Consider the following 14,364-nt stretch of genomic DNA (forward strand, 5'->3'; position numbering starts at 1 on the left):
TAAAAAAAACCTCCATTTCCACTAGTATCGTGGATGTGGAGGTTCTTTTGTCATTTTTTCAAAGCGAAATTACTTATTTCACCGCTCCCGCCGTCATGCCTTCCATAAACTGTTTGGAAGCTAAGAAGAAAATAACCATCATCGGCACAGAGGCCAGGGTTAGTCCAGCGAACAGCATACTTAAGTCTGTCGAGTACTGCCCGAACAAGGATAGCATACCAACCGGAATTGTCTTTTTCGCATCATCTTGTATGAAAATTAGCGGGAAGAAGAAATCATTCCATGCCATGATGAAATTCATAATCATGACCGTCCCGAGTGCTGGCCGAATTAAAGGAAGTAAAACATGCCACATCACACCAAAATCAGACGAACCATCAATGCGCGCTGCTTCTTCCAATTCCTTCGGCAGCGTTCTGAAGAAGCCCGTTAAGATTAGAATAGCTAGCGGCAATCCGATCGCCGTATACACGCTAACCAACGACCAAATGCTATTTAGCATCGAGAGTTTCTTCATTAGAAGAAACAAAGGTACGATCCCGAGTTTGATAGGTATCATCATGCCCAAGAGAAAGAAGAAGAACAAGGCTCCATTCCAACGGAACGGATATCTGGCAATATAGAAGGAAGCCATAACACCAAATAGCAAAATGAGAACCACAGACACAACACTCACTACAAGACTATTCCAGAAATAACTGAAAAACGGTATTTGATGCACTAATTTACTGTAGGCCGCAAACGATATGGACGTTGGCAGTGACATCGGATTTTTCAAAATTTGAATATTTGTTTTCAACGAGGAGGTCAGCATCAGAAAAATCGGATACAAACTGACCAGTGCCCCCAAATACGCCGCAGCATATTGGAGTCCCCGAACTGATTTGTTGGTTTTCATGGTCCGCCTCCTGTCTTAATGCTGAGCCGACTGGTTCCTGGTGAAGTACAGGAACAAAGCGGAAATCGTTGCAATAATGAAAAATAATACGACAGCCAATGCGGAGCCAAGACCAAGCGCAACCGAATCTCCGCCGGATGAGCCACCGAATGCAATGCGATAAAAGAATACAGCCAACGTGTCCGTCGAGTTATAAGGCTCACCTTGCGAGCCTTCCATCGCATAAATCAACTCGAAGGCTTCGAAAGCATGGATAAACGTGAAAACCGTAATAATGATTAGTGACTGACTCATCATAGGAAGGATCATCGAGCGGATTAAGCGAAAACCCTTAACGCCATCCATTCTAGCCGCTTCAATAACTTCCGTAGAGATTGCATGTAAACCGGCAAGGAAGATTAGCATCGAGAAACCGACGCCAAACCAACTATTGACGATTGTAATCGAGGTTAGCGCCGTAGCCGGATCTCCCAGCCAAGGCTTGGCCCATGAAACAAGGCCGATCTTTTTGAGCATAACATTCACGACACCATTATTCGGGTTCAACATGAGCTTCCACAAGAAACCCACCACGATGACAGACAGCAATCTCGGTAGGAAATAGGCCATTTTCAAGAAATTAGAACCTTTAACTTTACTATAAACCAGATAAGCAAGTACAAATGCAAGTACGTTTTGCACAGCCATCTCTACCGCAAAATAATAAAGATTATGACCGAAGGCGTTCCAAAACAGATGATTAAACGGTTCCTTCGTAAATAAGCTCACAAAATTGCCTACACCAACGAATTCTCCACGAACGAGGCCTTTCCAATCAAAGAAGCTGTAACCAAACGCAGATAGAATCGGGTAAATAACGAACAGTATATACACTGCAAGGGCAGGGACCGGGAACAGATGAACTGCTCCCTTTTTCCACCCGGACGTTTTGGCCAAGTTATTCATGTCCCCCACACCTTTACTTTACTTATTTCTTTGGTTTAAACCAGGAATCTGCACTCTTTTGAACTTCCTCTGTTACTTGCTCTGGTGTCAATTTGTTCAAATACATCCCTTGGATGGAGTTCTCTAATGTAGCTTTCGTCGTCGGGTTACCCGCATTAAAGTAAACGACTGCAGCATACGGCGTGGAGATCGTATCGGCATTTTTGGCAATCTTAGCTACTAATGGATCATTTGCCGCTACACCTGGAATTGTGCTTGGTTTTTGCAATTCATTCACAGCTAGCGTACCGAATTCTTTGGAAGTCAAAAACTCCATGAACTTCAGAGCTTCCTGTTTATGAGCGGATTTGGCATTGACGGAGAATGAACCGTCTACCCAAGTCGTTACCGTTTGCTTGCCATCTGACTTCACTGGCGGAACCGGGAATACATCCATTTGTAGATCAGGGTTCGTTTTCTTCATAACGGCATACTCCCAATCTCCCATAACCATCATGGCTGCTTGCTCCGTAACAAACATATTTCTCATGTCGTCCATGCCGATTCCTACATAGTTATCCGGGAAATAAGGGGTTAAATCTTTCATCATTTTGATGGAAGCTACATACTCCGGACTTTTGAAGTTCGCAGCACCGCTAAGAATTTTCTTCATGAAATCCGTTCCGTAAACAGACGGCCCAAGCGTTCCTTCTGTCAGCGAAAGAATCCAACCTTCTTTGGAACCAAACGCGAATGGCGTTACTTTATTTTTCTTCAATGTATCCGCTGTTTTTACAAGCTCATCCCATGTCTTAGGTTCTTGAAGATTGTATTTTTGAAAGATTTTCTTGTTATAGAACACTTGCGTTGAGCTAAAAACAGTTGGAACTCCGTATACTTTACCGTCAGAGCCCGTAGCTGCGAGCAAAGTGTCTTTCGAGAATACATCCATGCCTTTAACATTCGTCAAGGGCTCCAAGTAGCCCGCATCCGCCAATGCAGCGCCTGCCGCATAAGGACGAAGATGAATAATATCAGGACCGTTCCCGCTTTGTAGCGCTGTATTCAGAGCTGTGTTATATTCTGTATTCTTGGTCGGTTTAAACTCGATATCAATATTCGGGTTTTTCTTTTTGAACTCTGCAATGATTTTTGCGTAAGCTTCTGTATCTTCTGTACGCCAACTACCCATTGTCAGCTTTACTTTATCCTGTGGCGCTGCTGTTGTTGGTGCAGTACTTGCTGTACCGGAAGTTGCACTTGGCGTTGCGGTGTTACTGCTGCATGCTACAAGCATGGAGGATGCTGCGACCATCGTTAAAACTGCCCCACTGAATAAACGTTTCATAAAAAAGCCTCCCTTTAATTTTTCATATCTATGTTTAACCTCCAAAACTACAAGAGGACCAAACCGCTTCATGCAAAATAGGACGCAATAGCTTGTCCACGTTATCCAATACGTTTCCCCACACTAACTGCTTGCCGAGTCATATCCAGTGATTTCACACTTTCCTCGTAATGGCAACCAGCAATGCCTACATACAAAATATCTATAACATTCAGTTGAGCAATTCTTGATGCCATCGCTCCGCTGCGAATGCTTTTCTCCAAAGTACTAATGAACAGCTGAATATCGGCAAGCTCTGCTACCGGATTAGCTCCGAATCTCGTCAACGTAATGACGACTGCGCCGTTTTTCTTAGCTACAGCGAGCGAACGAATCATGTCTTCCGTTTGACCCGTGTAGGAAATACCAAAAACCACATCACCCGGAAGCAAGTTAGCCGCAATGGTAGCTTGCGCATCGAACCCTGTACCAATTTCGCACCAGCGGTTAATCCGGGAAAGCTTTTGCTTGAAATCCTCCGCAATGACCCCTGAGGCACCTACGCCGAACACGCCAATTTTCCTCGCAGCGCTTAGCGTTTGTATGGCTTTCTCTACACTTTCCGGTGAAAGAACGGTTAATGTATCTTGAATCGAAACAATATTATTTGTTGTGACTGATTTAATGAGTTCCCCTACTGAGCTGTTCGCATTAATTTCCTGATACGCTTCTGTCGGTAATGACGTCTGCGACAAATCCCCGGCGACTCGCATCTTAAGTTCCTGGAACCCTTTAAAATGAAGCGAACGCGAAAGCCGTATAATTGTCGCTTCACTAACACTGGCGAACTCCGCCAATTTCTGTACCGAAAGGCTAACTACCTCTTGCGGATGTTCCAAAATATACTGTGCAACTTTGCGCTCACTCGGCGTCAAGCTTGCCATAGCAGCTTCTATGCTCACTAATCCACCTTTTAACATAGGCAACATCCTCAATCGTTTTTTCGATATCTCAATTTTATGTTAATAAAGCTGACTTATATTTCTCATTATAATGAATTTTATTTCAGTTTGTAAATACTTTTATGAAATTTTATTTCTCCTATGTTATGTAAACTATCACACTTAAAATTTAAAGCGTATACATTTTTTCAACTATTTTTTCAATGCAGAAAATGTCACATCGCTCGCCACCGTTCGCATAAAAGCACGAAGTTTATAAACCTCCATATAAAAACTTTCAGGAAGGTTCTTCCTGACACTCCTGTTTAGTTTGCACGTACATCGACAGTTTTGCCCCCACCTCCACGCCCCCTTGATACTCTGGATACATGGTTTTAGCACTCTTAAGGGAACGAGAGGCCTCTATTTCGCGAAAAAAGAGCTGTATCCTCTCTGAGCGGAACTAGAGACTCTTATTTATCCGCGATAGCGCGTTACACACCTGAAATCAGCGAAATAGCGGACCGTAGTTCCTCTTCACGTGGAGAGTGTGCCTTTTCGGCAAAATAGCGGACTGTAGTTCCCGCCAAACAACAAAAGGCCGCAATAGTGCTCAGACCAGGCCGTTGATATCACCTCAGCCCATCCTTATGCCCCACCCCGTCACTCACCACCCTTCCCTTAGTGTTAACGGGAAAAAGTGCTGCTAATTTGTTCATTCCTACCCATTTTTAGTCCAATATATGGAAATTGTCTAGCTAATTGTTCATGTTTCATCAAAAATGAGGCGAATCTACTAAATTACCTGCACAATCTCCCGTTATTCCACTCAAGTCCCACTCCGCACAATTTTTAACAGTAGAATCTCCAGTTACTCCGAAAGCGAGCATTGATACGGGCATAAAGTAGGCAAAAAAGCCTGACGGATAAAATTCCGTCAAGCTTAATCAGCAAAATAGGGGAACCTAGCGTCCTGTAGCTTCTCTAATGTCCTGTCGGAGCACTTTCACTACCGCTACAGTGACATTCTCATCTATAAATCCAATATATTTATCTCTGTTTTGCCCGTGGAAATTAATCCATGAAAAACGGTATAAATCATTCGCTTCACTTTATCCTCGGTTAACGGTTCCCCGCTAACTAACAAGCGGTAAAACAAGGGACCATAGATCAGATCGATGCTGGACTCTACATCCAGCTCTTTACCTAACTCATCGCGGTCAATCCCTCTTCTCAGAATCATAGCGGACTCTGTGCGACGAGGCTTCACATAGTATTCCCGGAAAACCTGGATCAATGCAGAGTCCATCTGTCCTTGGCCGATTAATTCCGAGATCACTCTTCCTTCTTTGCTTTCCATGAACAAAGATAAATTTACGGCATGTTGCATAACGTCTTTCAGAACTGAGCCTGTATCCGGGACAGGCAGGCGGCTGGCCGCAGCTTCAAAAAAACCTTCAGCCACGACTGCGGCTTTATTGGGCCACCATTTATAGATGGTCGCTTTGCTCACGCCTGCTTTTTCAGCAATTTTATCGATGGTTACTTCTTCAAAACCACCTTCCAATAGCAGCTCATAAGCTACAGTCAATATCACATGTTGAAGCTTAACATCTCTCGGGCGACCTTTTTGAGCCATTCAACTGACCCCTTTCTATCCTTTGCCATCAGTATATATGAAAATTAGCGTATTTACAAAACGCTTCGTTCAGTATATAGTGATACCTATTAAGTAGACGAAACGTTCACTTAATGCAAATTCATTGTTGTAGAGGGGGAACATTTCCTATGAGCAAGTCCATTTCAAAACCGCAAAACGAGATCTCCACAACAATGATGGTTGTTCTGGCAGCGGCATGCGGCCTTATTGTAGCCAACCTTTATTATTCCCAAACCCTTGTGGGTCCCATCAGCACAGCTCTCGGTCTACCTTCAGGAGCAGCCGGGTTGATCGTAACTTTAACCCAAATCGGCTATGTAGCCGGCTTGCTTTTCATCGTTCCGCTGAGCGATAAAATAGAGAATCGCCGACTAATCGTGACATCTCTTGCCATCGTGGTCCTTGCCTTGATCCTGGCCGCGGTTTCCTCGAATTCCGCCTTGTTCCTGACAGCCGCCTTGCTGATCGGATCGGGTTCCGTAGTTGCGCAAATTCTCGTACCCCTAGCTGCATATTTATCTAGTGACCAGCAGCGCGGCCGAGTCGTCGGAAACGTCATGAGCGGCCTTTTACTCGGCATCATGCTCGCAAGGCCGATTTCCAGCCTGATCGCCGGCATTTGGGGGTGGCGCACCATTTTCGTGCTATCCGCCGCCGTCATGGCTCTTTTAGCTTTTTCACTAGCTAAAGTACTGCCAAAAAGGAAGCCCGAAAGCACCTTAACGTATATGCAGCTCGTGGCCTCTTTGATAGAACTGTTCAAAAAGAACCCGATCTTGAGACGACGCGCCTTTTATCAAGCCTGTCTGTTCGGATCGTTCAGCCTCTTTTGGACGACCGTACCTCTCCGATTGGCGGATGAATATGGTATGTCCCAACAAGGCATCGCTTTATTCGCCCTCGTTGGCGTGGCGGGAGCTATCGCTGCTCCTATCGCCGGTAGACTGGCGGACAAAGGTCTCACCAAGGCGATCACCATAGGCGCAATCGTAACTGCGATCTTGTCCTTTCTGCTTATTGCCTTGTTTCACAACGGTTCACTTTTTTCGCTCATCCTGCTTTTCGTCGTCGCGGTTACGCTTGATATGGCGGTTTCCGGCAATCTCGTAGCCAGCCAGAGAATTATTTTTTCGTTAGGGAATGAAGCCAGAGGAAGATTCAATGGATTATTCATGGCGATTTTCTTCATCGGCGGAGCGGTGGGCTCATTTTTAGGTGGATTAACTTACGCGCATGGCGGTTGGGTATCGAGTGCATGTATTGGGGTGGCACTGACTTTCATCGCATTCCTGTATTTCTTGACCGAACGTAAACACAAATAAGGGAACTTTCCTCCATAAAATATCCAACACAAAGGAGCTGCCATCAGGCAGCTCCTTTCTATGTAAACTTATAATCGCGACAAAAGCTGCTGAGCTACGATATAACCCGAGCCGCCATTCACCCCATGGCCAGGCCATGTCGCTGCACCAAGCATATACACATTCGGAATAACCGTCTGGTGGCTTGGCTGTCCTGGCAAAGGACGGAACAGGTAGCTTTGCGCCAGATCGTGCGCGCCACCGTATGGATCTCCCGGCCCGGCGTTCGGATTGAATCGGGCGATAACATCCGGCGTTACAACATATTTGCCAATGATCGCGCTCGGTATATTCGGAATATGTTTGCTCACAACCTGCAATACTCGTTCTGTAAAACGCTCCGTGAGATCCTGTGTCCATAGGCCATCTCCAACATCGATCAGTCCGGCGGCATCTCCCCGTGGCCGAGTTGGCACTTCAAGCACTTGAATCCGCATGATCGCTTTACCTGCAGGCGCGCGTGCAGGGTCGAGATTCGTGGAACAATCGACAGTAAAAGTTGGTTTCGCCGGAAGCAGATCAGCCATCCCCTGGGCAATCGCTAACGTAAATCCATCCAGGCCATCCGTAAGATGAGGCTGTCCTACACGATCAAAGCGGGCATCCGGCCAACGCGGAGGCTCGTTAAGGGCCAGATGAATCTGTACGCAGCCGCGGCCATACCGAAACTGCTTCGCTTGGCTGCGCAGCGCCGAAGGGCTGTCACTCTCAGCCAGCAGCGAGAGATATAATTGATCCGGCGTGGTCGATGCCACGACCGCTTGCTTCGCTATGTATGTCTTGCCTTCCGCGGTTCGCACACCCACAGCTCGGCCATTCTCCACTACGATACGCTCGGCCAGCGTGTCCGTTAGAATCTCTCCGCCTTGATCCTTGATCAGCTGTACCAACGCCTGAACTAATTGTTCGCTGCCGCCCGACGGCGTTGGCATACCGCCGCCCATCAATGCCATGGCCGTGAGCGGAACCCAAATGCCGCTTCCGACTTCATCCGGCGTGCGGCCCAGATGGGTAACCCAGGACGCCAGCATTGCGCGCATCACTGGAGATTTCAGCGAATTCACCGCCTGTCGGGCTGTCCCGAACAACTGCCCGGCAAATGCCGAATAGCCTGAGCTATTGTCATCATGGAGCAACCGTTTCAGGATAGGGGCAGCTTCCTGGCTTGAAAGATCCATGCTGAATAACCCGAACACATCGTTGACGTGGGGGTTTAACTGTTCGAAGATGCCGGCCAGAGCAGCACCGTCTCCAGGAGCCAGACGCTCCGCCTCCGCAATAAGCTCCTCGAAGGAGCGTGAGAATACTGCCGTGCGCCCATCCTCCATAGAAACCCCAGTCGGCAAGTCCGTATTCACATAACGTAAGCCGCGAGCTTCCAAATCCTCCCTCAGCTCAGCATAAGCGGGCCCTGTCGTAAAAAGAGGATGCGCCGCCGCATACACATCATGTTTGAATCCTGGCAGGGTGAGTTCCTCGGTCCGCACAAAGCCGCCCGGGCGATCGTTTTTCTCTAAAACTAGTACGCTGCGACCAGCGCGAGTTAAGTAAGCAGCCGTAATTAAAGCATTGTGCCCACTGCCGATAATAACAATGTCGAACGTTTCCATTCTATCACTCCTTTTTAAAATTGAAGCCTAGTAGAAACTTATTCGAACATTTGCTAGTTCATTACTTCACCCACAATGAAATATCCACTGGTAAAAAACGAGCGCGGCGGCTCCCATGCTGCAATTATTTTGATTATAATCACTATAAATAATTGGCGTATCGCGAGTTGGACGGATCGTTATTTCTTCAATTGCTTTAAGCATGGATTGTTTAAACCAATCCGCTGCCTTAACAAGCTCTCCACCAAGAATGATCACCGTAGGATTAAGCAAATTAAGCGTATTGCCTAGCATGAACCCGAGGTGTCGACCCACCTGCTCGAATAACATCTTCGCTCGCGGATGACCTTCTTCCAGCAGCTGCATGATTTCGGTGAAAGTTCCTATTGGCCAACCGAGCTCCTCCCTAATCCTTTGGACGGAAACATAGGCTTCCAGACATCCCCGCTGTCCGCAAAAACATAAGGGGCCGCCCCAGCCAATCTTCATATGTCCAATTTCGCCTGCATAATAACGATTACCAGTATAGATCTCGCTATTCATCACCAATGCGGAGCCGATGCCTTCATCCAAATAAATGCACAGGGCATGCCGCAGCTGCTTTTCCGTTCTCATCCATACTTCTCCCCTGGCAAAAGCGCGCACATTATTGTCAACATACACAGGAACCGCATACCGCTTCGAAAGATGCTCCTTAATCCCGAACTGAAACCAACCAAGATAAGGGGAATGAATGACCTCCCCTTTTTGCGAATCAATGATGCCCTGTATACCCACACAAATTCCCAGATTGCGAACAGAAGCCGGGACCCGCTCCAGCAGTCCGTCAATCAGCTTCTCAAGACGTTTCGTTAAGGCTTCCCCTTGGCAAGGAGTAACATCACTGGTCGATGTGCCCACGAGATATACCTTCTCTTGATAAACGATCTCCCGGTTATAGCTCATCACCAAACCAATGATATAACTCTTCGTCACCTCAATACCGACAGCATAAAGATTTTCTCGATTTAAACGAAGAAGGACGGGCTTGCGCCCGACCCCGGAAATAGCTAAAACATCTTCTTCTATGACAAGTTCCTCGGCAAGCAGTTCATTCACAATATTCGTAACGGTCATCTTCTGCAGATTAGCCCTTCGCGCAATGTCAATGCGTGAAATCAGCCTCTCCTGATGGAGGAGCTCAAGCACCTTCTTCTTATTTTGAAGTTTCATCCAACGAAAACTGTTGTAATCTTCTTTCAAGCCGATTCCTCCATGCTGCTCTAATTGTTGGGCGATGCGCTGCAGATTGCTGCTGTTAACTTGTCCGGGAAGTTGATGGTCATGCCGTCAACGCCGCATTGTAGAGCATGTTTCATCAACTCAGGGGTAAAAGCACCCCACGCTCTGACTTCAAAACCATTTGACTTCGCAAGCCGCACATCCTCTTGCTCAAGTCCATCCGCGCAAGGGCAAATTTGCACAGCGCCGATTTCTTTCAAACGTGCAATAGCCTCCTCATCAATTTTTCGGATTAAATGTCCGAGTCGGATCGATGGGTCTGCAGCTCTTGCGGCTTGCAAATTCTCATATCGAAAAGAGGTAATCGTCGATTGATGCTCTACATCATACTTTCTAATCAGCTCCAGAACTGGCAGCTCGATGTTAGGATCCTTTAATTCTAAGGCAAACAAAGCCTCTTTTCTACCAAAATAATGAAGAAATTGCTCAAAAGAGACGAGCCTCTCTCCCGCGTAAGCCGGGGAGAACCAAGAGCCGGCATCCAACTCCTGAAGCTCCTTCCACGTATAGGACGACGGAAGACCATGACCGTTCGTCGTACGGTCCAACTCATTATCGTGAAATAAAATAACGACGCCGTCTTTCGATAGCTTCAAATCGGTCTCAATCCCGTTCGCACCTTGCTCAAGCCCCTTATAGAAAGCAGCTAGTGTATTTTCAGGCGCATATTCCGAAGCACCTCGGTGGGCTAAATTCATGAACATTGTGAACACTCCTTTATTATTTATAGCTCTTCATAAAGCTGTCTACGTCGGCTTGCAGCTTGTCGAGCACTTTTTGCGGATCAGCCTTGGCATCTCCTTCAACGGTTTCAAGCGCTGTAACCAATCCCGACCAAATCAGGGAATCCGCCGGATGGATGCCTTGCCCCCGCAGGAATTGATTTTGATCCATGATGATTTTAAAGTTCGGATCTTCGCTCATTTTTTTCTTGAATGCATCTGTTTCTGTGGCCGATTTTTTAATCGGTGCATAACCCGTCGAGATGCTGGTCGCTGCCGCATTCTCCGTATTCGTCAAATAGGAAACGAACGTCCAGGACGCTTTTTCCATATCTGGATCTGACTTGAAAATCCCCAAACTGTTTCCGCCAATCGGCACGTTACGGTCTTTGATCATTGGAAGGTAAGCTACACCGATTTCAAACTTTTGACCCACTTCTTTTTGAGTACCCGCCAAGGCAGAACCGGATTTATAAATCATAGCTAATTTACCGGAACTGAAATCCTGCTCTGCCGTGTTATGCTGGTTCGGCGCCATTGCTTTTTGCACATGAACCAAGTCCTGGAACGATTTCAAGGCCTCCACCGCTTCCTTGCTGTTTACCGTAACTTTTCCTGCCTTATCCACGATACTTCCACCGCGATTCCACGTCATCGGTTGAACATACCAAGGCGAATCAGCCGCCGTATTAAAGCCCCATACATCAACTTTGCCGTCACCGTTTGTGTCTTTGGTCAGCGTTTGCGCTGCTTTTACCAGCTCATCCCATGTATTTGGCGCCTTCAGACCGGCTTGGTCGAACAGCGTTTTGTTGTAGTAGAGCATGGGTGTACTGCTGTTGTACGGGATGGTCCAAAGCTTGTCCTTATATCGGAATCGATCCCAAAAAGCGGGATATACATCCGTTTTCTCCTGCTCGCTCATGAACTGTTCAATCGGAAGCAGCTTCCCGCTGTCAGCCATTTGCGGAATACCATGCCGTTGGCCAAGCTGAACCACATTGGGCAGGGTGTTGGATACAACAGCAGCCATGACTTTTTGAGCCATTTCATCATATCCGCCCATGAATTCAGCTTTAATTTTAATCGTAGGATACTTCGCTTCAAAAGCTTTAACCTGATCGGCAAGCAAGTCTTTATTCGTTGTCCATACACTCAGTGTAACCGGTTTTTGTTCGGCTTGGGTCGTTTGACTTGGTTTATCCGCTGTTTTCCCTGCGTCAGCATTCTCAACTGGTTGGTTAGCTGCTCCACACGCCGTCAACCCCAACATAGATAACGAAAGCAAGACAATCATCGTTTTTTTCATAAAATGGTTCCTCCACCTATCTTGTTTTTTTATATAAATTTGGTTTATCGTCATCCTCTTGCAAGGCTTATTTTTATTTCACACCGGCGTTCATCACCCCCCTGACAAAATATTTTTGGCTAACCAGGAAGAATAGCAGCACTGGCAGGATGATAAATGTCGATGCCGCCATCAGACTAGGCCAATCCGTTCCCTGTTCCGCATCGATCATATAACGCAGCCCTACTTGAACGGTTCGCATATTCGCCGTATTCGTGATGAGTAAAGGCCACAGATAACTGTTCCAAGCATGCAGGAAAGCAAAGAGACTGAGTGTTGCCAGCACCGTTTTGGACATCGGAATAACGATCTGTATCAAGGTTCGAAAGTGCCCGCACCCGTCGATCCGTGAAGCATCCATCAAATCTTTGGGAATGGTCAGAAAAAACTGCCTTAGTAAAAATATCCCGAACACGCTTGCTGTGCTTGGGACGATGAGTCCGGCATAGCTATTGATCCAACCCAGTTCTTTAATGACCAAATAGGATGGAATCATCGTAGATTCGAACGGGACGATCGTTGAAGAGACAACCAGAAGAAACAACAGTTTTCTTCCGCGGATTGGAACCCAGGAGAAGACATAAGCTGCCATCGCGCTGGTCATCAGTTGACCCACTACAATGCCGGCAGACATCACCAAACTGTTCATAAAAAACCGGTCGAACGGAGCCTTTTTCCAGGCTTGCCCATAATGCTCCCAGTGCCATATCTTCGGCAAAGCGAATAAGCTCCCCGAGAAAATTTCTTCCGTTGATTTGACAGAAGATAGAAACATCCAGATGAAGGGCAGCATCATAAATAATCCACCTGCCAGCAGTACTGCATGCTTCAACCATAGGTCCATCGGCAGTTTGCTTAGCGAACGGAATCTTTCAGCGCGTTTTGCCGTCCTCATTTCCCCACCAACGGGTTTCAGTGTTGCTTTCTGTCCGACTGTAACCGGCTTGGATATACGCATCTTGCCTCATACCTTTCTAAAATGACGGATTTTATTGATAGTGTACCTTTCGGCCGACCACGATCATTTGCAGGACAACAAGCAGCAAAACAATCGCAAAAATGACCATCGAAATCGCCGAAGCGTACCCCATCTGGAACAGCTCAAAGGCATAGTGATAAAGCTGCACCACCACTAACTCCGTACTCTTGGCAGGACCGCCTTTTGTCATGACGTTGACTTGAGTAAATGTCTGGAATTGCTCGATCGTTAGCAGAATTAATAGCAAAAAGAGCGATGGAGTCAACAGTGGTATGCGGATTCTCGTAACTACTTGCCACTTATTTGTGCCATCTACTTTCGCTGCCTCCAGCACGCTGGAATCCGTGTTCTGCAAACCGGCTAACAAAATAATGACATTGTAACCCAGCGTCTTCCAAATCGACATGATCGCTAGTGACATCAGGGATGTGTTCGTATCATTGAGCCAACGGAGCGGTTTGAAACCGAAACTTTCTATTATCGCGTTCGCCAGGCCATAATCCGGATGGAAAATGAACATCCAAACGACCGAGATTGCGACGGTGGAAGTAACCATAGGAGCGAAAAACATCGATCGGTACGTGATCATCAGCTTTTTGGAACCCTGATCAAGCAGCAGCGCAAAAATCAATGCGATCAACATCGATAACGGTACCGTCATAGCTGCAAAAAGAAAGGTGATCTTCAAAGAATGATAAAACTCTTCGTTGGTAAACAACCTCTGGTAATTATCTACGCCAACAAAGGTTGGCGTCGGGCGCAGCATGTCCCATGAGTACAAACTCAAACCTGCGCTATAGAGGACAGGAATAAGGACGAAAATAGCAATAACCAGCAGGGATGGCGCCAGAAGCAAATAACCGGCAACATTGGTTTTCCATGATTTTAGTGACAATGCGGTGGTTCCTCCTCTCATTTATTAGCGAAGCTAGTAATTAGTAAAATAATTTGACTTATTTATATGGTCATCGTAACAAGACAAAATCAAGTAAGTGTTATCTCACTTTGAATAATATGTAAATATGTATAGCCTTGCGTTCCTTCCTGCTGCCTAATTCTAATGGAGTAAACAAAATTCTTTTTTAACCCAGGATCAATTGTAAATATTTTATTAAGACAGCAATTTAAGACCTATTACGTTTGTCATATACGCTTAGGTCCCGATGACCAATTAAATTTTTAAATGAATAAACTTACATGAGCGCTTCCTAATTGAGTCTAAACCTGACATCATGATAGACGAACCATATTTTATTCGACCGGCGGACAAAAAATGACCTGGATTCATTTTTTTCATGTAGGCACACAGGCCT

The 14,364-nt window shown here is 46.3% G+C and carries 12 protein-coding genes; 1 reads left to right on the plus strand and 11 read right to left on the minus strand.

What is annotated here, in order from left to right; all coding sequences use genetic code 11:
* Positions 1-73: 73 nt before the first annotated feature.
* From RQP52_RS31255 to RQP52_RS31275, 5 genes are all read right to left on the minus strand, one after another.
* Complete coding sequence (locus RQP52_RS31255) at positions 74-898, minus strand: carbohydrate ABC transporter permease (RefSeq protein ID WP_315955461.1); 825 nt, start codon at positions 896-898, stop codon at positions 74-76.
* 15 nt (positions 899-913) lie between these two features.
* Positions 914-1,843: a carbohydrate ABC transporter permease gene (locus tag RQP52_RS31260; protein ID WP_315955462.1), complete on the minus strand. Its 930-nt coding sequence runs from the start codon at positions 1,841-1,843 to the stop codon at positions 914-916.
* A gap of 22 nt (positions 1,844-1,865) precedes the next feature.
* Positions 1,866-3,170, minus strand: a complete 1,305-nt coding sequence (locus RQP52_RS31265; protein ID WP_315955463.1) for an ABC transporter substrate-binding protein — start codon at positions 3,168-3,170, stop codon at positions 1,866-1,868.
* A 101-nt stretch (positions 3,171-3,271) separates the two neighbouring features.
* A complete protein-coding gene (locus RQP52_RS31270) occupies positions 3,272-4,138 on the minus strand; it encodes a MurR/RpiR family transcriptional regulator (RefSeq protein ID WP_315955464.1) in 867 nt (288 codons plus the stop codon).
* Between the two features lie 985 nt (positions 4,139-5,123).
* Positions 5,124-5,729: a TetR/AcrR family transcriptional regulator gene (locus RQP52_RS31275; RefSeq protein WP_315955465.1), complete on the minus strand. Its 606-nt coding sequence runs from the start codon at positions 5,727-5,729 to the stop codon at positions 5,124-5,126.
* 149 nt (positions 5,730-5,878) lie between these two features.
* On the opposite strand from RQP52_RS31275, the gene RQP52_RS31280 reads away from it, so the two are divergent.
* Positions 5,879-7,072, plus strand: coding sequence for an MFS transporter (locus RQP52_RS31280; RefSeq protein ID WP_315955466.1), 1,194 nt, complete (start codon positions 5,879-5,881; stop codon positions 7,070-7,072).
* 68 nt (positions 7,073-7,140) lie between these two features.
* Here RQP52_RS31280 and RQP52_RS31285 read toward each other — a convergent pair whose 3' ends face one another.
* From RQP52_RS31285 to RQP52_RS31310, 6 genes are all read right to left on the minus strand, one after another.
* A complete protein-coding gene (locus RQP52_RS31285) occupies positions 7,141-8,721 on the minus strand; it encodes a phytoene desaturase family protein (RefSeq protein WP_315955467.1) in 1,581 nt (526 codons plus the stop codon).
* 66 nt (positions 8,722-8,787) lie between these two features.
* Positions 8,788-9,963 carry an ROK family transcriptional regulator gene (locus RQP52_RS31290; RefSeq protein WP_315955468.1) on the minus strand — a complete coding sequence of 392 codons (1,176 nt, stop codon included), beginning with the start codon at positions 9,961-9,963 and terminating at the stop codon, positions 8,788-8,790.
* A 20-nt stretch (positions 9,964-9,983) separates the two neighbouring features.
* Complete coding sequence (locus RQP52_RS31295) at positions 9,984-10,706, minus strand: glycerophosphodiester phosphodiesterase (RefSeq protein ID WP_315955469.1); 723 nt, start codon at positions 10,704-10,706, stop codon at positions 9,984-9,986.
* A gap of 16 nt (positions 10,707-10,722) precedes the next feature.
* Positions 10,723-12,033 carry an ABC transporter substrate-binding protein gene (locus RQP52_RS31300; RefSeq protein WP_315955470.1) on the minus strand — a complete coding sequence of 437 codons (1,311 nt, stop codon included), beginning with the start codon at positions 12,031-12,033 and terminating at the stop codon, positions 10,723-10,725.
* A gap of 73 nt (positions 12,034-12,106) precedes the next feature.
* Positions 12,107-13,030 (minus strand): carbohydrate ABC transporter permease, encoded by a 924-nt coding sequence (locus RQP52_RS31305; protein ID WP_315955471.1) that lies wholly within the window; start codon positions 13,028-13,030, stop codon positions 12,107-12,109.
* Between the two features lie 31 nt (positions 13,031-13,061).
* Positions 13,062-13,946, minus strand: coding sequence for a carbohydrate ABC transporter permease (locus tag RQP52_RS31310; RefSeq protein ID WP_315955472.1), 885 nt, complete (start codon positions 13,944-13,946; stop codon positions 13,062-13,064).
* Positions 13,947-14,364 lie beyond the last annotated feature (418 nt).

The sequence above is a fragment of the Paenibacillus violae genome, from assembly GCF_032461945.1.
Taxonomy (GTDB): Bacteria; Bacillota; Bacilli; order Paenibacillales; family NBRC-103111; genus Paenibacillus_E; species Paenibacillus_E violae.